Raw genomic sequence first — 21,294 nt, forward strand, 5'->3', positions numbered from 1 at the left:
ATATGAATGAACACCTAAATCCTGAAAATACAAATTACTCTAATGAAGAGATGGATGTAGAAAAAAAACTACGCCCGCTCTCGTTTGACGATTTTACAGGTCAGGATCAAGCTATAGAGAATCTTAAAATATTTGTTGAAGCTGCCAATCAAAGAGGTGAAGCTTTAGATCATACATTATTTCATGGACCTCCGGGTTTAGGAAAAACAACATTAGCCCATATTTTAGCCAATGAGTTAGGAGTTGGTATAAAAGTTACCTCAGGTCCAGTATTAGACAAACCAGGTGATTTAGCAGGTTTATTGACGAATCTTGATGAAAGAGATGTATTATTTATCGATGAAATTCACCGATTAAGCCCTATAGTAGAAGAATACTTGTATTCAGCAATGGAAGACTATAAAATTGATATTATGATAGAGTCTGGTCCTAATGCTAGAACAGTTCAAATCAATTTAGAACCTTTTACTTTAGTTGGAGCTACAACAAGATCAGGATTATTAACTGCTCCTATGCGAGCACGTTTTGGAATTAGTAGTCGTTTACATTATTATTCTACAGAGCTATTGACTACAATTATTCAGCGTAGTTCTGCAATTTTAGGTGTACCAATTTCGATGGAAGCAGCTATAGAAATAGCAGGACGAAGTAGAGGAACACCACGTATTGCCAATGCTTTACTTAGAAGAGTAAGAGACTTTGCTCAAATAAAAGGAGATGGGAACATTACAATAGAGATAGCAAAATTTGCGTTAAAAGCTTTAAATGTTGATGCTCATGGTTTAGATGAAATGGATAATAAAATTTTATCAACTATAATAGATAAATTTAAAGGTGGACCAGTTGGAATAACAACATTAGCGACTGCCGTAGCTGAAAATGCAGAAACTATTGAAGAAGTTTATGAACCTTTCCTAATTCAACAAGGTTTTATTATGAGAACCCCTAGAGGAAGAGAAGTTACAGATTTAGCATATAAACATTTAGGAAGAATAAAAGGAAGTAGAAGTCAAGGAGAATTATTTTAGGTGAAATTACACAGAATTATCCCCCTTTTAGAATGGTTGCCTAACTATAAAAAAACGCAATTTAAAGCAGATTTAATTGCGGGTTTAACAGTAGCAACTGTATTAATACCACAAGGAATAGCTTATGCTTTAATTGCCGGTTTGCCTCCTATTTATGGATTATATTCTGCATTAATTCCGCAAATTATTTATGCAATATTTGGCTCTTCACGTCAAGTTGCTATTGGCCCAGTAGCTACAGACTCTTTAATTGTTGCAGCTAGCGTGTCTACTATGGCGTTAATGGGATCAGAGAGTTATATTATGATTGCAATTTTTCTAGCTTTTTTAGTTGGAACTATTCAATTTTTAATGGGAGTTTTTAGACTAGGTTTTATCGTTAACTTTCTTTCCAGACCAGTAATAACTGGATTTACTTCGGCAGTAGCGGTAACTATAGGATTGAATCAATTGAGAAATTTTCTTGGAGTTGATTTTTTACAAAGTGATCAGGTTCATGTTTTACTAGAAGATATTTTTTCAAGAATATTAGAAGTTAATGTAAAAACTACAGTATTAGGAGGAATTACTTGTATAATCATCGTTATTTTAAGAAGAATTCATAAGAAGATACCTAATGCACTAATTGTAGTTGTACTTAGTATTATACTGATGTCGGTATTTAAAAACTTCTTTTCGGAAGTAGATATAGTAAAGGGTATACCTTCAGGCTTGCCTAGTTTTAGTTTGCCAGAATTGAACTTTGGATTGATAAGAGAGTTATTACCCATGGCATTTACATTGGTTATGGTTGGATATCTTGAAACTATTTCTATAGGGAAGTATTTAGAATCTCAACAAGAAGAATATAAAATAGATCCAAATCAAGAACTAATAGCTTTAGGTTTAAGTAATATTTTTGGTTCCTTTTTTAAATCGTATCCATCTACGTCAAGTTTTTCTAGATCTGCTATAAACTTCGATGCAGGAGCAAAAACAGGAATGGCAGCATTTATTTCTGCTGCATTAGTGATGTTAACATTATTATATTTAACTCCTGTATTTTATTATTTACCTAAAACAGTACTGGCTGCCATAATTATAGTTGCGGTTTTGCGATTAGTAAACGTGAAAGAAGCTAAGTTTTTATGGAAAGCCAATATCTTAGATTTTTGGCTGTTAATAGCCACTTTTTGCTCTACATTAATCTTTGGAATAGAATATGGTATTTTAATAGGTGTAAGTTTATCTCTAATTGTTTTAATTTTTAGAACCTCAAGACCCAATGTTGTAGAGTTAGGTAAAGTACCGGAATCAGATTTTTACAGAAATAAAAACAGATTCAGTGAAGTGGTTTTAGATGACGAAATTTTAGTTTTCCGTTTTGATGCTCAAATATTTTATGCAAATTCTAGCTATTTCAGAGAGCGACTTGAAGCTATGGTAGATCAAAAAGGAGGGCAATTAAAACTAATTGTTTTAGATGCTGAAAGCATAAATAGAGTAGATAGTACAGGAATAGAAATGTTAAAACAACAAATCCAATTCTATAAAAATAAAGGAATTACATTTTATTTAGCAGGTGTGAAGGGACCTGTTAGAGATGATTTATTTAGAGGAGGATTATTAAATATCATAGAACTTAACCATTTTTTCATGAGAGTAAATGGAGCGGTTACATTTTTTAAAACGGGAGACAATACAAATCAACAGAAATACGCGCAATATATTCATCAAGCGTATAAATAAAGTTTTTGAATTATGAAGATTGAACAAATTTATACCAACTGCTTATCTCAGGGAACATATTACATTGAGAGTAATGGAGAAGTAGCAGTAATAGATCCATTAAGAGAAGTACAAACTTATATAGATAAAGCAGAAAAGGAAAATGCTAAAATTAAGTATATTTTTGAAACTCATTTCCATGCTGATTTTGTTAGTGGTCATATAACACTAGCAGAAAAAACAGGAGCAACTATAGTATATGGTCCAACGGCACAAACCAGTTTTGATTCTTATATCGCAAAAGATAACGAGTCTTTTAAAGTAGGGAATATTGAAATTATAGCGCTACACACTCCTGGTCATACTATGGAAAGTACTACCTATTTGATTAAAGACGAAGAAGGGAAAAATCATGCAATTTTTAGTGGAGATACTTTATTTATTGGAGATGTAGGAAGACCAGATTTAGCTCAAAAAGGAGATATAACTCAAGAGGATTTAGCAGGATATTTATACGATAGTTTACGAGAAAAAATTATGATTCTTGAAGATGATGTAGTCGTATATCCAGCCCATGGTGCAGGTTCTGCTTGTGGCAAACACTTAAGTAAGGAAACCGTAAGTACAATTGGTGATCAAAAGAAAACTAATTACGCACTGAGAGCTAATATGACTAAAGAAGAGTTTATTAAAGAAGTAACTGATGGGCTTTTACCTCCTCCAGATTATTTCCCATTAAATGTTAAGCTGAATAAAGAAGGATATGAATCTATTGATAAAATCATACAAAAAGGAACTAAAGCATTAGACGTACATGAGTTTGAATCTTTAGCCAATTCCTACGGAGCGTTAGTATTAGATGTCAGGCATCAAAATGATTTTATAAAAGGATTTATACCTCAATCAATTTTTATTGGATTAAATGGAACTTTTGCACCTTGGGTAGGAGCATTGATTAAAAATACTGAGCAACCTATTTTATTGGTTACCCCTGAGGGAAAAGAGGAAGAAACAGTAACAAGATTAGCTAGAGTAGGTTTTGACAATGTCCTAGGGTATCTTAATGGTAGTTTTGAAGCATGGAAAAATTCAGAAAAAGAAATAGATAGTATACTATCTATTTCTGCAGAAGCATTAGAAGCTGCTCTGAATAATAAAGCTACTGTTTTTGATGTTAGGAAACCTGGAGAGTATGAAAAAGATCATATAAAAAATGTGGAAAATACACCGTTAGATTATATAAATCAGTATATTAGTGTTTTCCCTAAGTCCCTTAGTTTTCATTTACATTGTGCAGGAGGTTATCGTTCTGTAATAGCTGCTTCTATACTCAAAGCAAGAGGATTTCATAATGTAATCGATGTTGCTGGAGGGTATAAAGCAATCAAAGAAACCAATATTAAAAGAGTACAATCAGTTTGTACATCTAGTTAGCTTTATATAATGAAGAAGGTCATTCTTATTTTAATTTTCTTATGTCCTTTACTCTTTTCATGTGTAGAAACAGATGAAAGGGTTAAGAATATAACTGTGGATGAATTAAAGTTAGCAATACAGGGAAATAAGAATATCCAAATATTAGATGTACGGACATCTAAAGAAGCTGAAAATGGTATTATATTTAATGCAATTCAAATAAGTTTGATCGATAATAATTTTAAATCGAAAGTTATTGAATCATTAGATAATGAACAACCAGTTTATGTGTATTGTAGGTCAGGAAACAGAAGTAAGATAGCCGCTAATATACTAGCTGAAAATGGATATAATGTGTACAATGTAAAAGGGGGGTATGTGCAATGGAAAAAGCTAACAGGTTTAGATTAAGAAATTTTAAATGCTATTTTTAATAGTAAATAATAACGATAAACAAAAAGAACCGAGTTGTTAAAACTCGGTTCTTTTATCTAATAACATTATATATAACTAGAACTTAAATGTAACTCCTGCTAAAAAATTGATAGTAGCTTGTGGGTAAAATCCAGCCCCATCTACAGTTGTAGTAACACCAGGGTTGGACCAAGTATCATCAAAGAAGAAATAATATCCTCTATCTACGTACTCTTTATTGAAAATATTATTTACCAATCCAGTGAATACTATAGAATCGAAAATTTTGTTAGTTTTAACTTCATAGACAATATTTAAATCACTGGTAAAATAACTGTCTAATCTTTCATTATCTGAAATACGACCGCTTAAATTCCCCATAAATTGTTCTCCTACATATTTAGATAAAAATGCAATTTGAAGATTATCTGTAGGCGCATAAACCAATGAATTACCAACAATAACATCTGGAGAGAATGAAATATCAGTATTTCCTAAGTTTTGAATAACTCCATCAATAGGAACTTTAAACTCACGATTTTTATTGGTGCTTAACCCTAAGTTAGGTCGTAAAGAAACTTTTTCAGTAAGTCTAACATCAGCATCAATTTCTAAACCAAAGCGGAAGCTGCTTCCACTTGTTTCTCTTAATGGCTCACCAACATTATTAATGGCACCAGATAAAACCAACTGATTTGTATAATCCATATAAAATAAGTTAGTGTTTATTTTAATACTATTAGTAGCTAAACGCCATCCTAATTCAAAATCATCAAGAGTTTCATGTTGTGTGTTTCCGCCTTCAAAATCGTTTCTATTAGGTTCTCTGTTAGCTCTAGCATAAGATAGGTAAAAGCTATTCGCATCATTCAATCGATAGGTTAAACCAGCTTTAGGATTAAAGAAGTTGAAATCTTTATCCACATTTAAAGGATCTCTATCTGAAGTTAACCCATTGGTTCTATAATCAACAAACCTTCCTTGTAAATCAATATAGGCATTAAATTTATCATTAATACTTATGTTCGCTTTTATAAAAGAACTTAAATCGTGTTTTTTAGCATCACTAAAATAATAACGATCTCTAATATTAGTATTAGGTGCTAAATCACTTCCCCAGATTACTTCCCCATAATGATCATTACTATAATTACTGTAAGAACCACCAGCTATTATTTCTAAACCTTTTAAAGAATAAGTAGCAGAAGCATTAACTACATAAAAATGATTATCAAGCCATCTGCGAACAATTACATCACTACCATCTACAATAAGATTATCAAAATCTGCGGCATCTTCGCCTTCTTTAAATTGCTCAAAATATCCTTTACCACGCGTATAATTTAAACCAATGTTTGTCGATAATTTATCACTAAATTTTTCATTCCAGTGTAACTGATAGTGATCTTGCCAATAATTATCAGTTTCATTATCGTATAAATAGTGGTTATATCTTCTGTCAGAATTTCTAAGATTTTCTGCTTGTTCAGTGGTTAATCCATTGTTTACGATAAAATCTTCAATTCCTTGTTGATCTCCAGTTAGTCTTGCTTCAGGTGTTCCAAACCAAGCTTGATAGGTTTGTTCAGATCCACCAAAAACTACAGCTTTTACCAATGTGTTTTCATCAGTATAACTACCTTGTAAAAAATACGATTTTAAGTCAGTAAAAGCTCTATCTATGTATCCATCAGAATAGATGTTTGATAGTCTTCCAGAGAATTCAAAATGATCATTCAATTTACCTGTAGTAAATTTTACGGTGTGTTTTCTTGTACCAAAAGAACCAAATGAGTTCGAAATTTCTCCACCAGCTTCTTCAGAAACAGCGTCAGTTAAAATATTCAAACTAGCACCAAAAGCACCAGAACCATTAGTAGATGTTCCAACTCCTCTTTGTAACTGTAAACTTTGAGTAGAAGAAGCAAAATCTCCTAAATTTACCCAAAATGTACCCTGACTTTCTGCATCATTATACGGAATACCGTTTATGGTAACATTTATTCTAGAGGCGTCAGATCCTCTTACTCGCATGTAAGTATAACCTACACCTGCTCCAGCATCAGATGATGAAATTACAGAGGGTAAATAGTTTAGTAAAATAGGAATATCCTGACCTAAGTTACGTTTAGCAATTTCTTTTTTAGTTAAGTTAGAATGCGTAACAGGAGCATCTGATTTTACACGGATAGCTGATACTAAAACTTCATCTAGTACATCATCTTCAGAAGTTAATGTAATTACTAACTCTTTTATGTCAGACGAAATTTCCTTTTTTACGGTAGTATATCCTATATAAGAAACTTCTAAAATATGTTTTCCTTCAGGTATTTTAATTTTGAAATTCCCTTCAGAATCAGTAATTGAACCTTTTTGAAGTTCTCGAATTACCACAGTAGCACTAGTTAAAGGTTTTTGAGTATTATCTACTACTTTACCAGATAAAACCACACTTTGTGCTTGAATAGTCAATGTGATAGCAAAAAATAAAAGAGATACTAATATCTTCACTCTTTTATAAGTGTTTAGAAACGTCATTAAAACAAATGAATAAAAAGAGGTAATTATTCTTTTTTAATTTTTTGAATAATTTATTGTAGAGTGTTATTGTAAATGAAAAAACATAGCTTTTTAACCTACTAAGAATATCTAAAGATACTCTAGTAACACTCTTTTCCCTAAACAGCATTACCTGTTCTAGGTTCAATGGGTATGATCTCAGCCCGAATTTAATTATGAATTTTAAAAATCAAAAAACGTAATTTGATCATTCACAATTCAAACAAGGCACCCCTTTATGAGAACGCAACAAAGGTAAGGTGGTTTTTTGAAATAATAAACAAGAATTGTAGTTAATCAATATTAGGTTTTCGCCGTAATTGTTTCTTTAAAGATTGATTTTGTTTATTCTTTGCTTTTTTAAGAAGAGAACTTTTTGTTGGCTTTGTAGGTCTCCTTTTTTTCGTTTTTATTACGCTTTTTTTGAGTAAATCGAAAAATAGTTCAGTTATAATTTCTTTGTTTTTATGTTGTGATCTACTTTCTTGAGAGTACAGTGTAAGTATACCATTTTTTGAAATTCGATTTCTTAGTTTTACATGTATCAACTCTTTTTCATGAACTGTTAACCCTAAAGAATTATTGATGTCAAAAGACAATTCTATTTTAGAAGCAACTTTATTGACATGCTGGCCACCTGGACCAGAACTTTTTATTGCTTTAAATTGAATTTCTTTTTGAAGAATAGTTTTATCCAAAAGATCAGTGCATTAAAGTATTCGGATCAACATTTTGATGCAAAAAATGTAAATCTAAATCCACTAAAGAGTCTGAATACGAATATAAGTTTTTCTTTTTAGCTATTAAATCATCTATGATTTCTGTTGCCTTTTTCAACCGAGTCTCTTTATCTCCTTTGAGTAGCACATAAGGACGATTATATTTTTCTAATGTATTTTTAAAGGCAGTAAACATTTCTTCTCGCTGTTCAGGTCGATCACGTAGATCGTCTTCTTCCCAAGGTGTATCTATATAAGTTAAAAAATACATATCATATGTATTCGCAACGGCGAATTTATCTAGTAAAGGGTCAACAAACCCCCCGTAATATTCTTCAGAATATACCTTGGTCTCTAATAAATCCGTGTCACAAATCAATAATTTATCCGCTTTTTTGCTCAGAGAGTTTTCTAGATCCATTTGTCCAATAGCTATAGGAATCAAGTCACTTTCTTCACATGTTTTACGTTCGTTATTCCATTTGTCTTGTAAATATTCTCTTGCATATTCAGGAGCCCAAACTGTATTATAATGTCTAGCAAGTTGACGAGATAATGTTGTTTTACCAGTACTTTCTGGTCCAAATAAAACTACTTTTACTAAGTTAATATCGGATTGTCTAAGTTTTTCTTCCATGCTAAATATCCTGCTATTGCTATAAAGGTAAATATTAAATATTGAAAGCTTGTAAATACAAATCCCTTATAAAAATATAAAGGTACAGAAATAATGTCTCCAATAATCCAGTATATCCAATTCTCTATTTTTCGTCTGGCCATTAGCCACATTCCTACAAAAAATACAGCTGTTGTTACAGTATCTATATAGGCTGTCCAATGGGTCCATTTGTCGAAAGTTATATAAATAACATACACAAAAATCAATGTAGCAATGAAAATAGCAATACTAATTTTCTTTTCTTTTAAAGTAGTTCTTGAAATAGGGTGAGTTACCTGTCCGTCTTTAGTTTGTGTCCAAATGTACCACCCATATACACTCATGATAAAATAATACCCATTAATCATCATGTCTCCTAAAAGTCCCCATTTCAATAATAAATACACAAAAATGGCAGTGCTAATCATTCCAGTAGGAAACACCCAAATTTTATTCTGTTTAGAGTACCAAACAGAAAGAAAACCGAAAATAACAGCTATAATTTCTAAGGAAACATCTATAGTACTTGAATTAGCGTATTGCCCAAAAAGAAAATCAAAAATTTGGTTCATAGTCGCTTCTGTCAGATTTAACAATTTTCATATGTAATAAACCATTATCGATAGCTTCAAAAGCTTCTTTAACTTCTGTAGTTAATAGTTCCATCACTTTATCATATTCCCCATAGATTTGAGTACTTAAAGGATTTTCGAGTACGGTCAATCCAGAAGCTCTCAACTTTTTTATAAAGTCGATGATTGGCGTTTCAAAATTATCTTGAAGTGGAGTAAGAGTTAACTCTACTGAAATTTTCATTTGAATAGTATTTTCGACAAAAATAAAGACTATTATTCAAATAGGATTTTTAGATAACACCATATAGTGGTTTTTGATGCGAACTTATGATAAGACATTTGTTTTTGAAATCGGAGGTTAAGTAATATTATTAAAATAAAGTAATATTTAGTAAGTTTTTGATGTGAAATAACACAGTTTAGCTCACTCCGATTTCGACAAGTTCAATCTCCCTACATTAATGTGAATTTCTATTTTAAAATATGTTTTTTAATCTTTTAGTAAATCAGTTAATTACGTCTTTACGATAAACGAAACTAAGTGAAGTGAAGAAGTAATCTGTTAATTTAATAAAGAAACCCCCTTTTTAAGATAAAGATTGCTTCATCAGTTATACTTCTTCGCAATGACACACGTATATATAAGGAAGAAGGAAAGGTAAAATCACATTAAATCCACATTACGTTAATAATCAATACTTTAAGCGTCTTTATTTTTAGCTTTTTAAACTAAAGTGCATAGACACATGTAAAGTCTTCAATTTCTTCAAAATGCACATCATAATTAGAAGTAATACCTTCATATAAAATTTTAGCGGTAGTAGTACTATTATCAAAAGAAAAATCCTCAACGTACATGTGTTGTAAGAATAATAATTTCTTTTTTCCATAGATTTTGTACAAACTTTCTTTAGCTCCCCAAACTATAGTTAATTTACTCACTAAAGCATCGTGATTTGCAATAGACTTATATGCTTCAATAGGAGTGAACTTGTGTGCGATTTTTACAATTTTATCGCGCCTTTTTTCAATATCAATCCCTACTTTTTTATCTTTAGAAACAATTAAACCTGAAAAATTAAAAGAATGTGTAATAGAAATATGTGTTCCATCTTTCAAGTGAGGTTTACCAAACTCATCATAGAATAAATCATGATCAGTGTAACCAACTTCTTGTAATAAATGTCGTACACTTAAGAAACCTCTTTGATGCAATTCAGATTTCATAGCATTAACTCGCTTAGTACTTTGTGAGGTAAGCTCAATTCCTTTAGATAAGGTATCAAAAGACTCTTCAATCTTCCAAATCAAAACTTTAGAATCATTCGTAATATGGATTGTTTTGTATAGAGGCATGATTTAAATTCGTTTCAATGGTAATTAATTTAATAAAAAATTAAAGTATAATGCTAATCTATAGTTAAAACTCAAGCATAACTGAAAGAAAATGATTGAGTAATCGTAACTATGAATCGGTATTAGAAAGTTATTTCGTAATTTTGCGACTCAAATTCATGATAAATAAAGATACAAAAATATGAGCACAAAAACCGCTGCGTATGTTCCTTACAAAGTTAAAGATATTTCTTTAGCTGACTGGGGAAGAAAAGAAATTGAATTGGCTGAAGCAGAAATGCCAGGTTTAATGAGTCTACGTGAGGAATATAAAGATGAGCAACCGTTAAAAGGAGCAAGAATTGCTGGATGTTTACACATGACTATCCAAACTGCGGTTTTAATTGAAACATTACAAGCTTTAGGAGCAGAAGTAACTTGGAGTTCTTGTAATATTTTCTCTACTCAAGATCAAGCTGCTGCGGCTATTGCTGCTGCTGGTACTCCTGTATATGCTTGGAAAGGAATGAATGAAGAGGAGTTTGATTGGTGTATTGAGCAAACATTATTCTTTGGTGAGGAGAAAAAGCCATTAAACATGATCTTAGATGATGGTGGTGATTTAACAAATATGGTATTAGATAAATACCCTGAGTTAGCTGAAGGAATCAATGGATTATCTGAAGAAACTACCACAGGAGTTCACCGTTTATACGAGCGTGTTAAAAACGGAACATTACCAATGCCAGCTATTAACGTAAATGATTCTGTAACTAAATCTAAGTTTGATAATAAGTACGGATGTAAAGAATCTGCAGTTGATGCAATTCGTAGAGCTACAGATGTAATGTTAGCAGGAAAAAGAGTTGTGGTTTGTGGATATGGAGATGTTGGTAAAGGTACAGCTGCTTCTTTCCGTGGTGCGGGTTCTATTGTAACTGTTACTGAAATTGATCCAATTTGTGCTTTACAAGCTGCAATGGACGGTTTTGAAGTGAAGAAGTTAGAGACTGTTGTTGGTAATGCAGATATCGTTATTACAACTACAGGTAATAAAGATATTGTTCGTGGAGAACACTTTGAAGCATTAAAAGATAAAGCAATTGTGTGTAACATTGGTCACTTCGATAATGAAATTGATATGGCTTGGTTAAATGAAAAGTATGGAGACTCTAAGGTTGAAATCAAACCTCAAGTAGATAAGTACAATGTTAATGGAAATGACGTGATTATTTTAGCTGAAGGACGTTTAGTAAACTTAGGTTGTGCAACGGGACATCCTAGTTTTGTAATGTCTAATTCATTTACAAATCAAACGTTAGCACAAATCGAATTATGGAATAACGTTGAAGCTTACAAGAATGATGTTTATATGTTACCAAAACATTTAGATGAAAAAGTAGCAAAATTACATTTAGCTAAAATTGGAGTAGAGCTAACAGAATTACGTCAAGATCAAGCAGAATATATTGGTGTAACTGTTGAAGGACCATTTAAACCAGAACATTACAGATACTAGTAATAGTCAGTTCGTTATATAATCAAAAAACTCGCTTTTTAAGCGAGTTTTTTTAGTTTAATTTTATACTTTTGGCGAAAATATGCTATTTGAAAAAAGGAATACTTCACTTAGCATTGTATGCAATATTTTACGAATCAATTTAACTTAATAATATGAAAAAGACAGTTTTGATTGTTGTACTTTTTATAACAGTGTACTATGGAAATTCACAAATTACAGAGACCACTGATGGTAAGGTAGGTATAGGTATTACAACTCCTAAAGGAAAGTTACATGTAAATGGTAGTATTTATGGAGGAATGGGAGAAGGTTTTAAACTTTTCGGAGATGTAAATTATTTTGGACAATATCTAGATGGTATTATTTTTCAAATGGAAGATGCAAACGGTACAGGAGGTAACACAGATGGCGGTTTTGTGTTTAGGGGGTATACTCCTAAAGATGAAAAATTTAAAGAATGGATGACCATTAAAACTGGGGGGAAAGTTGGCATTGGAACGTTAACTCCAAGTGAAAATTTATCTGTTTTTGGTAATGCAGCTCGATTTTCAGTTACGGGTGTTTCTGGGAATAGTGCAATTTTAATGGGTAATCAAAACTCTGGAGGTGTCAATAACCCATCAGTAATTTGGGCTGCTAATGGGAACTTATTTTTTGGAGGAGGAAACAGTTGGAACAGAGGAGGAACCCTTTCAACTGCTATGTCGGTAGCTGATAATGGTAACGTTGGTATTGGAACCGGAACTGCGACTCCTTCCAGACTACTAGAAATTAAACAAAAAAATGACCCAAATTCAGATAGTGCTTTAATGATATCAGAGCCTAATAATAGCCAAAAAATATACTTACATCTAGCTAATAATTCTACTGGAGAATATGGTTTTTTCAGTTTAGGTGCAGATACTAATCTAAGAGGTAATGGACAATTATCAACATTTAAAGGAAGTGTAGGCATAGGAACCAAAAACACTAAAGGCTTCAAACTAGGCGTAAATGGAAAAATAGCCGCTACTGAAGTAAAAGTAGCAACCTATGCTAATTGGGCAGATTTCGTTTTTAAAAATGATTATGACTTACCTAGCTTAAAAGAAGTAGAAAATCATATAAAAGAAAACGGACATTTAGCGAATATTCCATCTGCAGAAGAGGTGAAAAAAAACGGGTTCTTCCTAGGAGAAATGGATGCTAAATTATTACAGAAAATCGAAGAATTAACCCTATATACAATTCAACAAGAGAAAGAATTAAGAAAAGCGTCAACCAACAATGATAAATTACTATCTATTATTGAGAAATTAGAAAAGAGAATAGAAAAACTAGAAAATAAATAATCTAGATATAGAATAATTATATGAGAGGTCTAAAAGTTTTATAATGTCATTTAAGAAAAACTTAAATTTTATAGAAATAACACCTCATCTAACATTAAATACAATACTTTACGAATCAATTTAATTCATAATATGAAAAAGACAATTTTATCAATTTTCTTATTAGGAGCTAGTTTTATCTCTAGTGCACAATGGACAAATACAGGTGATAATACTACTACAGGAAAAGTAACTGCTAAAGAATATACTTTTCCTCATTTACATTTTGATTTTTCTAAAATGCCAAGAACTCAAATTAGTCCAATGAGTATTAAGCTTTTTGATGATTATCATACCTATAGACCCGGTGGGTCATCCCCAGATAATAATGCATATGGGACATTATTAGCAATAAATGGGCGTACAAGTCATTGGGAAAATAATATATATTTCGGTGCAGTTACAAATAAAATGTATTTTAGAATTAGTAAATATCGTTTGCATACTGCTGAGAATGGTGTCCAAGGAGATTATAATAATTGGAGAACGTTATTAGATAATATGAGTGATGTAAAATCATCTAAATTATTAAAAATAGAAGGAGATGGAAATCACTACATATCTAAAGGTAAATTAGGTCTTGGGACCAATTCACCATCACAAAATTTGGAAATAGAAAGCGGTAGTAATGATGGTAGTAACCCTCCTGTAATTAGATTAACTAGTAAAGATGTAAATGCTGTAAACAATCAATTATTGGGAGAGATCCAGTTCTACAATAAAGATGCTGATGGAGCACATGTAAGCTCGTACATAAAAGGTTTAGCTGCTGAAACTTATGGAAGGCAAGGTCAATTAAGTTTTGGAACTACTGCAGGAAATAGTTTAAATGCTATTGAAAGAATGAGAATTAATGATAAAGGGATTATTGGGATTGGAACTAGTTCTCCTGGTGTTGGAACATCTCCAATGTCTGATTTAAAATTACATGTTAATGGTAGTATGACTGTGAATTCAGGAAAGAAAATAGCTGTGGATCAAAATTATTATTCTCACGGATATATTCAGTTTAATAGTTCATTACCAAAAGCACGTTTTTTAAGATATGGATATTATGGACATCGTTTTGACGATAATGGAGGAACTAGAATGGTAATTCAACAAGGTGGTAATGTTGGAATTGGTATATCAACACCAGAGGCAAAACTAGATGTTGCTGGTAACATAAAAGCAAAAAGCAGCATAGTATTAGATACAGGTAATACAGATTTACTTTTATATAGAGATGGAGATGTAGGTGATTGGTCTTTGCTAAGAAGTAATAAAGGAAATGGTATTGGAATAATAGGTCAGCCAGATCGTATGGCAATTTCAGTGTCTAGGACTACGAGTAATGTAGGTATCGGAACCACAGATACCAAAGGATACAAACTAGGTGTAAATGGAAAAATAGCAGCTACAGAAGTAAAAGTAGCTACGTATGCAAATTGGGCTGATTTCGTTTTTAAAAAGGATTATAGTTTACCAACACTTACAGAAGTCGAAAATCATATCAAAGAAAATGGGCATTTAGCTAATATTCCATCTGCAGAAGAGGTGAAAAAAGATGGGTTCTTTCTAGGGGAAATGGATGCCAAATTATTACAGAAAATAGAGGAGTTAACGTTATATACCATTCAGCAAGAGAAAGATTTAGAAAATCAAGATGAAAGAAGCAAGAAACAAGAGGCAAGAATGAAGAAATTGGAGGAAGAAAATGTTGTATTGAAATATCGTTTAGCTAAAATTGAAAAACTTTTACAGCAACTAAAATAATTTTTTTAGGCTATTAATTTCTCTTTAAACATAACAAACCCTCGCCAACAGCGAGGGTTTGTTATGTTAGATAATACTTTAAATTATATACTCAATGTATTCAATAACTCAAGTAATTTAGTATCGGATGGCCTTGGAGCATCTGGATTTACAATTTTACCTTCTTTATCAATTAAAATAAAGCGAGGAATACCGCTTACTCTGTAATCTTTAACAAACTTAGAATTCCAAGCCTGATCAGCGAATAATTGTACGCCTGCTAATTGTTTATCTGTAACCATTTTTTTCCATGCTTCATGGTCATTTTTATCATCAATAGAAATGCTTACAAAGGCAATGTTTTTATCGTGAAATTGCTTTTCAATTTTTTGTAAATGTGGAATTTCTTGTTTACAAGGATTACACCAAGTAGCCCATAAATCAATATAAACATATTTTCCTTTTAAATCTGCTAAAGAAGTTGTACCACCGTTAAAGTTCTCGTAGTTTTCAAAAATGGGAGATACAGTACCATTAGCAAGTTTGGTAGCAATGTATACTTTTTCTTCTCTCATTTGTTGTATACCAATTTGAAGCCTATCTAGGCTTTGTTTTTGCATATTTACAAATGCAGTATCTAAAGATGTGTTAGCAATTCTTTTATCAAAGTCGCTAACAAAATCATTCATTTTAGCATCAAAAGATTCTTCAGGAGAAGTAATTAAGTTACTTAGATCTTTAAAAAAGCGTTCTTGATTGAGTGCCGATTCGGCTAAAAAATTATTTTCATTAGCTCCTTTACCTGTAAAAGAAACAGTTTCATCAAACTCTTTAGTATCTAATGTAATATGTATATCTGCTCCATTCTTTAAATATAATGAGGTAAATTCTTTTCCGTCAAATAAACTGAATCCACCAGATTGAATTTTTAAGGTATCTTTAAAACTTCCATCCTCACTTACTTGTAAGACTTTTTTGTATTTTAATGATTCTCCATTTTTAGTTTGATATCCACTAATAACAATAGAATCAGAGTTTTTATTAGTAATTTTTCCAGAAACTGTTACAAAATCCTTTGGTGTATTATTACAGGATAATATAAGAGTAGCAGTGGCTATGCAAAAAAATAGCTTTTTCATAATTTAGAATATTAGGTTGAAATTGCAATTTATAGATTCTGTTTTGGTTTATACTGTTAATTTCGATTAAATAACGTTAATTCTTACTTTCTTTAAAAAAATGATACATTTATGACAATCAAATTATATATAATGAAATCTTTTTTTATAACATTCTCTTTATTACTATTAGTTTCCTGCAGTCAAACTAAAAAAAGTAGTTCCGAAGATAAGGTAACAGAAAATACAGTAGTTGAAATAGAAAGTTTATCGTTAAATATCGAGCAGGCAAATAAATTAGCCTCTCTTCCGATACACTGTATAAATGTTGAATATCCTAATAAATTGAATCAAACTATTGGAGGTACTAAAGATTTACAATCCCCTAAAGAATTACATCCTGCTTTTTATGGGTGTTTCGATTGGCATTCTTCAGTGCATGGCCATTGGAGTTTAGTTTCTTTGGTAAAACAGTTCCCTAGTTTAGAGAATGCAGAGACTATTAAACAACAATTATTACAAAATATTTCTAAAGAAAATATAGAAAAAGAAGTACAGTATTTTTATGGGAAATACAATAAAAGCTATGAAAGAACCTATGGTTGGGCTTGGTTATTAAAGTTAGCGGAAGAATTATATACTTGGAATGATCCTGTAGCTAAAGAATTAGAGAAAAATTTACAGCCACTTACAAATTTAATTGTACAGAAATACATTGAGTTTTTACCTAAATTAAGGTACCCAATTAGAGTTGGAGAGCATACCAATACAGCATTTGGATTAACCTTTGCTTGGGATTATGCCAATACAGTAAATAATAATGAGCTAAAATTATTGATAGAAACTCGTGCAAAAGCCTTTTATCTAAAAGATCAAAATTGTCCTTTGTCTTGGGAACCAAGTGGATTTGATTTTTTATCACCATGTCTACAAGAAGCAGCTATTATGAAACGTGTTTTACCTAAAGAATTATTTAATGATTGGTTTTCAAAATTTCTTCCACAATTAAAAGATCCAAATTTTGAATTTCCAGTAGGAGAAGTTTCTGATCGTAAAGATGGAAAATTGGTGCATTTGGATGGCGTAAATTTCTCTAGAGCTTGGGCATTGAATAAAATCATAGAAGGTTTACCCGAATATAATCACCTTAAAAGACTAGTGAATCAACATATCGAGTATTCTTTACCAAATTTAGTAGGTGATAGTTATGAAGGAGGACACTGGTTAGGAAGTTTTGCTATTTATGCGCTAAATTCAGCTAAGCATGATTAAAAAACTATTTAAAAATATAGGACCAGGAACTTTAGTAGCAGCTGCTTTTATTGGTCCCGGTACAGTAACTGTTTGTACGCTAGCAGGGGTGAATTTTGGTTTTCATTTACTATGGGCAATGCTAGTATCTATAATTGCTACGATTGTATTACAAGAAATGGCTGCTCGATTGGGAATTATAACTCAAAAAGGATTATCGGAACTCATTAGAGATGAGGTTAAAAATCGAATTATAAAACAATTATTAATCGTTTTAATACTTATAGCAATTGTTATTGGTAACTCATTATATGAAGCAGGAAATATAAGTGGAGGAGTGCTCGGTTTAGAAACCGTTACTGGAAAATTACAATATAGTTTAGGAAGCTTATCAATGAATTTTACGAGTATATTCATTGGGATAATTGCATTTCTATTATTGTATCTCGGAAATTATAAAATACTAGAAAAAGTGTTGGTAGGTTTAGTATTAGTAATGAGTTTATCTTTTGTAACTACGGCTGTAATTACAAAACCAAACCTAATAGCTATTAGTAAAGGATTATTTATTTTTAAAAGTCCTGAAGGTAGTTTATTAACCGTTATTGCTTTAATAGGGACAACAGTGGTACCGTACAATTTGTTTTTACATGCATCTTTAGTAAAAGAAAAGTGGAAAACTGCTGCTGATGTATCATTAGCTAAAAAAGATACTATAATTTCTATTGTATTAGGCGGTTTGGTTTCCATGGCTATTATCATCTCTGCTGCAGGAATCACATCCACAGAAATTAATTCTGTTACAGATTTAGCATTGGGTTTAGCACCTCTATATGGAAATCTAGCCAAATACTTTTTAGCCCTTGGGTTATTTGCAGCGGGAATTACCTCTGCGATAACAGCACCACTAGCAGCTGCTTATGTAGCCAAAGGATGTTTAGGATGGAAAGTATCGATGCAATCTTGGAAATTTAGAAGTGTTTGGATTTTTATTTTGATCTTAGGAATACTATTCTCATCTCTCGGTGTAAAGCCAATAGAGATTATAAAAGTGGCACAAGTAGCCAATGGATTATTACTACCATTAATTGCAGGAATCTTACTTTGGATTATGAATAATGAAAGTATATTAGGCGAATTTAAAAATAGTAAATGGCAGAATTTTTTAGGATTATGTATTGTAGCATTCACTATTTTTTTAGGATTAAAAAGTATTTTAAAAGTATTCCATGTCTTTTAATCGTGTAGATATCAATTGTGATTTGGGTGAGGGACTAAATAATGAAGAAATGTTAATGCCTTATTTAAATTCTTGTAACATAGCCTGTGGAGGTCATGCAGGAACTGTAGATAGTATTGATAGTGTATTAGATTTAACAGAGAAATACAAAGTTAAAGTTGGTGCACATCCTTCCTTTCCTGATCGAGAGAATTTTGGGCGAAAAAAAATAGAAATTTCATCTGAAGATTTATCGAATAGTTTAATAACACAATTAACAGTAATACAAGAAAGAGCTGAACTTAAAAACATAAGTATTCATCATGTAAAAGCACATGGAGCTTTATATAATTTAGCGGCTTCAGAAACGTATTATGCAGATATAGTTATAGAGGCAATCACTAAAGTATTTCCAAAAAAGTCAGTTTGTATATATGTGCCTTATCAATCTGTAATTGCTAAAAAAGCTTTTCAAGCAAATTTAGAAGTTAAATATGAAGCATTTATCGACAGAAGATATAATAATGATTTATCATTAGTGTCCAGAACATTACCTAATGCTGTTATTACAGATGTAAACTTAGCATGGAATCAATTGAAGAAAATGCTCACCGAAGATAAAGTAACTTCAGTACAGAATGATGAGGTTGAAATAAAAGCGGATACGTTTTGTGTTCATGGAGATCATGAAAATGCGGAAGTACTATTACAATTTTTAAATGAAAAATTGAATGCATAATCCTGATGATATCTCATACAAGCAATATGGAGAAAGAGGAATATTAGTGGAGTGGAAAGCAGAAATCAATCCAGCGACTATAAAAAAGATTGTTGACTTTAAATATAAAATTCAAAGTGAAGAAGAATTTATTGAAGATTGTATTGTAGGTTATAATTCTCTTTTAATTACATATAAGAATACTTTCAGTTTTAATGAAAAAGTAGAACGATTAATACAGATCAGTACAGCTACAATTAAAGTTACAAAAGAGAATTATCTCTGGAGAATCCCCGTATGTTATGCAGATGAATATGGTTTTGATCTGTCGGAACTATCAAAACAATTAAAACTGACCAAAGAAGAAATTATAAAATTGCACACAGGTACGAGTTACTTGGTGTATTTTATCGGTTTTTTACCAGGTTTTTTATACCTAGGAGGTTTAGATTCTCAACTTTTTATAGATAGAAAATCTACACCATTATTAAAAGTGCCTAAAGGAGCTGTAGCCATAGGCGGAGAACAAACGGGAATTTACCCAAATGAAAGCGCTGGTGGGTGGCATATTATAGGAAATACTCCTGTTTCTTTTTTTTCTATTAAAAATAATTCTCCATGTTTTGCGCAATCAGGAGACAAAATTCAATTTTTTCCCATTGATAAAGATGCATATCAAAATATAAAAGAATTAATTTCTGAAGGTAATTTTCAAATTGAAAAAGAAAGAATTCATGATTAAGGTAATTCATCCAGGTATTTTAATGACTATTCAAGATCAAGGTAGGGTAGGATTTGCACATCAAGGGGTTCCTATTTCTGGTGCTATGGATTTATATGCTCATAATATAGCAAATGCTTTGGTGAATAATGATGAAGATCAAGCAACAATAGAAATAACAATGGGGGCATGCACACTAGAATTTTTGACAGACTGTGAGGTTAGCCTAACCGGGGGAAATTTTTCACCAACATTAAATGAAAGTCCATTAGTTATGAATAAAAAGCTAAATGTTGCTGAAGGATCAATATTAAAACTAGGTAAACGAGTGTACGGAACTCGAACTTATTTAGCCATAGCTGGAGGAATTATTTCTGAAAAAATTCTTGGAAGTCAAAGCTATTATAAAAGTATAACGGATAGTTTCTTTTTAAAGAAAGGTGATCATATTCAAATTAGAAATAAAAAGACCACCAATAAAACATCTTATGCTAAATTAGGAGAAGGAGATATTTACACCAACGAACCGTTAACTTGTTATAAAGGACCAGAGTTTGAACGATTAACGAAAGAACAACAAGAAAGAATAGTAACTGAAGCTTTTACTATATCAAGAAATAATAGTCGAATGGGATATATTCTCAATGAAAGTTTAGAAAACAATTTAGGATCAATGTTGTCCTCAGGAGTATTACCAGGTACAGTACAATTAACTCCTTCAGGAAAATTAATCGTATTGATGAGAGATTGCCAAGTAACTGGAGGATACCCTAGAGTTTTACAACTTACAGAACAATCAATAAATAAATTAGCGCAAAAAACTACAGCGGAAAAAGTAAATTTCAAAATAGTTGGGTAACATAATGATGCTTCAATAACAATTAGTTATACAAAAGCATATAACATGAAAAAAACAATTTTAAATTTAGGAAAAGCATTAAAAACCGCTGAATTAAAAACGATACACGGAGGAACTGATACATCAAAAGGTAATCCAGGTGAAAGTTGTAGTCCAGAGTTATGCGCTGGAAGAGATTGTTTTTATAATGCTAGAGGAGAAATTACTTGTAAATTAAAAAAAGAGGAAATCATAGTAATAGGCTATGCACATTAAGAAAAACAAAAGAGCACCAATATTTAAGTGCTCTTTCTCTATTTTTTAGTTTTGCTAGAAGCTAGAAGGCGATTATCTATTTAATTTAGGTAAACAATTAAAAATTAATTTTGCCT

The 21,294-nt window shown here is 31.4% G+C and carries 20 protein-coding genes; 13 read left to right on the forward strand and 7 right to left on the reverse strand.

All coding sequences use genetic code 11. The features are described from left to right. Positions 1-2: 2 nt before the first annotated feature. The 4 genes from ruvB to BVC87_RS08150 are packed head-to-tail and all read left to right on the forward strand — an operon-like array spanning position 3 to position 4,562. Positions 3-1,028 (forward strand): Holliday junction branch migration DNA helicase RuvB, encoded by a 1,026-nt coding sequence (ruvB, locus tag BVC87_RS08135; RefSeq protein ID WP_075341870.1) that lies wholly within the window; start codon positions 3-5, stop codon positions 1,026-1,028. Then, positions 1,029-2,756, forward strand: coding sequence for a SulP family inorganic anion transporter (locus BVC87_RS08140; RefSeq protein ID WP_075341871.1), 1,728 nt, complete (start codon positions 1,029-1,031; stop codon positions 2,754-2,756). It begins immediately after the preceding gene. 12 nt (positions 2,757-2,768) lie between these two features. Then, positions 2,769-4,169 carry an MBL fold metallo-hydrolase gene (locus BVC87_RS08145; RefSeq protein ID WP_075341872.1) on the forward strand — a complete coding sequence of 467 codons (1,401 nt, stop codon included), beginning with the start codon at positions 2,769-2,771 and terminating at the stop codon, positions 4,167-4,169. Positions 4,170-4,178: 9 nt separating this feature from the next. Beyond that, a complete protein-coding gene (locus BVC87_RS08150) occupies positions 4,179-4,562 on the forward strand; it encodes a rhodanese-like domain-containing protein (protein ID WP_075341873.1) in 384 nt (127 codons plus the stop codon). 99 nt (positions 4,563-4,661) lie between these two features. Here BVC87_RS08150 and BVC87_RS08155 read toward each other — a convergent pair whose 3' ends face one another. The 6 genes from BVC87_RS08155 to BVC87_RS08180 all read right to left on the reverse strand — a co-directional run bounded on the left by BVC87_RS08155 (position 4,662) and on the right by BVC87_RS08180 (position 10,432). Beyond that, positions 4,662-7,076, reverse strand: a complete 2,415-nt coding sequence (locus tag BVC87_RS08155; protein ID WP_075341893.1) for a TonB-dependent receptor — start codon at positions 7,074-7,076, stop codon at positions 4,662-4,664. A 341-nt stretch (positions 7,077-7,417) separates the two neighbouring features. Next, positions 7,418-7,822 carry an alternative ribosome rescue aminoacyl-tRNA hydrolase ArfB gene (gene arfB, locus BVC87_RS08160; RefSeq protein WP_075341874.1) on the reverse strand — a complete coding sequence of 135 codons (405 nt, stop codon included), beginning with the start codon at positions 7,820-7,822 and terminating at the stop codon, positions 7,418-7,420. Positions 7,823-7,826: 4 nt separating this feature from the next. Next, positions 7,827-8,480, reverse strand: a complete 654-nt coding sequence (locus tag BVC87_RS08165; protein ID WP_075341875.1) for an AAA family ATPase — start codon at positions 8,478-8,480, stop codon at positions 7,827-7,829. Further along, positions 8,444-9,073, reverse strand: coding sequence for a nicotinamide riboside transporter PnuC (gene pnuC / locus BVC87_RS08170; RefSeq protein ID WP_075341876.1), 630 nt, complete (start codon positions 9,071-9,073; stop codon positions 8,444-8,446). The genes BVC87_RS08165 and pnuC overlap by 37 nt, the downstream gene beginning before the upstream one ends. Further along, the gene (locus tag BVC87_RS08175; RefSeq protein ID WP_075341877.1) at positions 9,057-9,317 is read right to left on the reverse strand and encodes a thiamine-binding protein; all 261 of its coding nucleotides are present in this window, start codon (positions 9,315-9,317) and stop codon (positions 9,057-9,059) included. The genes pnuC and BVC87_RS08175 overlap by 17 nt, the downstream gene beginning before the upstream one ends. Before the next feature lie 488 nt (positions 9,318-9,805). Further along, a complete protein-coding gene (locus BVC87_RS08180; protein WP_075341878.1) occupies positions 9,806-10,432 on the reverse strand; it encodes a 4'-phosphopantetheinyl transferase family protein in 627 nt (208 codons plus the stop codon). A 181-nt stretch (positions 10,433-10,613) separates the two neighbouring features. Here BVC87_RS08180 and ahcY point away from each other — a divergent pair, with 181 nt between their 5' ends. From ahcY to BVC87_RS08195, 3 genes are all read left to right on the forward strand, one after another. Next, on the forward strand, positions 10,614-11,930 hold the full coding sequence (gene ahcY / locus BVC87_RS08185; RefSeq protein WP_075341879.1) for an adenosylhomocysteinase: 1,317 nt from the start codon (positions 10,614-10,616) through the stop codon (positions 11,928-11,930). 155 nt (positions 11,931-12,085) lie between these two features. Continuing rightward, positions 12,086-13,264, forward strand: coding sequence for a DUF4200 domain-containing protein (locus BVC87_RS08190; RefSeq protein ID WP_075341880.1), 1,179 nt, complete (start codon positions 12,086-12,088; stop codon positions 13,262-13,264). A gap of 132 nt (positions 13,265-13,396) precedes the next feature. Continuing rightward, entirely contained in the window at positions 13,397-15,058 is a 1,662-nt protein-coding gene (locus tag BVC87_RS08195) for a GAS domain-containing protein (protein WP_075341881.1), read from the forward strand. A gap of 83 nt (positions 15,059-15,141) precedes the next feature. Here BVC87_RS08195 and BVC87_RS08200 read toward each other — a convergent pair whose 3' ends face one another. After that, positions 15,142-16,176, reverse strand: a complete 1,035-nt coding sequence (locus tag BVC87_RS08200) for a TlpA family protein disulfide reductase (protein WP_075341882.1) — start codon at positions 16,174-16,176, stop codon at positions 15,142-15,144. Positions 16,177-16,308: 132 nt separating this feature from the next. Between BVC87_RS08200 and BVC87_RS08205 the strand changes: the two genes are divergently transcribed. The 6 genes from BVC87_RS08205 to BVC87_RS08230 are packed head-to-tail and all read left to right on the forward strand — an operon-like array spanning position 16,309 to position 21,178. Further along, positions 16,309-17,427, forward strand: coding sequence for a DUF2891 domain-containing protein (locus BVC87_RS08205; RefSeq protein WP_075341883.1), 1,119 nt, complete (start codon positions 16,309-16,311; stop codon positions 17,425-17,427). Beyond that, positions 17,420-18,646, forward strand: a complete 1,227-nt coding sequence (locus BVC87_RS08210) for an Nramp family divalent metal transporter (protein WP_075341884.1) — start codon at positions 17,420-17,422, stop codon at positions 18,644-18,646. Before BVC87_RS08205 ends, BVC87_RS08210 begins: the two co-directional genes overlap by 8 nt. Then, positions 18,636-19,364 (forward strand): LamB/YcsF family protein, encoded by a 729-nt coding sequence (locus tag BVC87_RS08215; protein ID WP_075341885.1) that lies wholly within the window; start codon positions 18,636-18,638, stop codon positions 19,362-19,364. Before BVC87_RS08210 ends, BVC87_RS08215 begins: the two co-directional genes overlap by 11 nt. Continuing rightward, complete coding sequence (gene pxpB, locus BVC87_RS08220; protein ID WP_075341886.1) at positions 19,357-20,085, forward strand: 5-oxoprolinase subunit PxpB; 729 nt, start codon at positions 19,357-19,359, stop codon at positions 20,083-20,085. The genes BVC87_RS08215 and pxpB overlap by 8 nt, the downstream gene beginning before the upstream one ends. Continuing rightward, positions 20,078-20,923 carry a 5-oxoprolinase subunit C family protein gene (locus BVC87_RS08225; protein ID WP_075341887.1) on the forward strand — a complete coding sequence of 282 codons (846 nt, stop codon included), beginning with the start codon at positions 20,078-20,080 and terminating at the stop codon, positions 20,921-20,923. Before pxpB ends, BVC87_RS08225 begins: the two co-directional genes overlap by 8 nt. A gap of 45 nt (positions 20,924-20,968) precedes the next feature. Next, entirely contained in the window at positions 20,969-21,178 is a 210-nt protein-coding gene (locus BVC87_RS08230) for a hypothetical protein (RefSeq protein WP_075341888.1), read from the forward strand. The last annotated feature ends 116 nt before the right edge of the window (positions 21,179-21,294 follow it).

It is taken from the genome of Tenacibaculum agarivorans (assembly GCF_001936575.1).
GTDB lineage: Bacteria > Bacteroidota > Bacteroidia > Flavobacteriales > Flavobacteriaceae > Polaribacter > Polaribacter agarivorans.

What these genes read in the sequence shown, in the direction of transcription:
- ruvB (WP_075341870.1), top strand. Translation starts at nt 3, where the DNA reads ATGAATGAACACCTAAATCCTGAAAATACAAATTACTCTAATGAAGAG.
- BVC87_RS08145 (WP_075341872.1), top strand. Translation starts at nt 2,769, where the DNA reads ATGAAGATTGAACAAATTTATACCAACTGCTTATCTCAGGGAACATAT.
- BVC87_RS08150 (WP_075341873.1), top strand. Translation starts at nt 4,179, where the DNA reads ATGAAGAAGGTCATTCTTATTTTAATTTTCTTATGTCCTTTACTCTTT.
- BVC87_RS08165 (WP_075341875.1), bottom strand. Translation starts at nt 8,480, where the DNA reads ATGGAAGAAAAACTTAGACAATCCGATATTAACTTAGTAAAAGTAGTT.
- pnuC (WP_075341876.1), bottom strand. Translation starts at nt 9,073, where the DNA reads ATGAACCAAATTTTTGATTTTCTTTTTGGGCAATACGCTAATTCAAGT.
- BVC87_RS08175 (WP_075341877.1), bottom strand. Translation starts at nt 9,317, where the DNA reads ATGAAAATTTCAGTAGAGTTAACTCTTACTCCACTTCAAGATAATTTT.
- BVC87_RS08180 (WP_075341878.1), bottom strand. Translation starts at nt 10,432, where the DNA reads ATGCCTCTATACAAAACAATCCATATTACGAATGATTCTAAAGTTTTG.
- ahcY (WP_075341879.1), top strand. Translation starts at nt 10,614, where the DNA reads ATGAGCACAAAAACCGCTGCGTATGTTCCTTACAAAGTTAAAGATATT.
- BVC87_RS08190 (WP_075341880.1), top strand. Translation starts at nt 12,086, where the DNA reads ATGAAAAAGACAGTTTTGATTGTTGTACTTTTTATAACAGTGTACTAT.
- BVC87_RS08195 (WP_075341881.1), top strand. Translation starts at nt 13,397, where the DNA reads ATGAAAAAGACAATTTTATCAATTTTCTTATTAGGAGCTAGTTTTATC.
- BVC87_RS08200 (WP_075341882.1), bottom strand. Translation starts at nt 16,176, where the DNA reads ATGAAAAAGCTATTTTTTTGCATAGCCACTGCTACTCTTATATTATCC.
- BVC87_RS08205 (WP_075341883.1), top strand. Translation starts at nt 16,309, where the DNA reads ATGAAATCTTTTTTTATAACATTCTCTTTATTACTATTAGTTTCCTGC.
- BVC87_RS08210 (WP_075341884.1), top strand. Translation starts at nt 17,420, where the DNA reads ATGATTAAAAAACTATTTAAAAATATAGGACCAGGAACTTTAGTAGCA.
- BVC87_RS08215 (WP_075341885.1), top strand. Translation starts at nt 18,636, where the DNA reads ATGTCTTTTAATCGTGTAGATATCAATTGTGATTTGGGTGAGGGACTA.
- pxpB (WP_075341886.1), top strand. Translation starts at nt 19,357, where the DNA reads ATGCATAATCCTGATGATATCTCATACAAGCAATATGGAGAAAGAGGA.
- BVC87_RS08225 (WP_075341887.1), top strand. Translation starts at nt 20,078, where the DNA reads ATGATTAAGGTAATTCATCCAGGTATTTTAATGACTATTCAAGATCAA.
- BVC87_RS08230 (WP_075341888.1), top strand. Translation starts at nt 20,969, where the DNA reads ATGAAAAAAACAATTTTAAATTTAGGAAAAGCATTAAAAACCGCTGAA.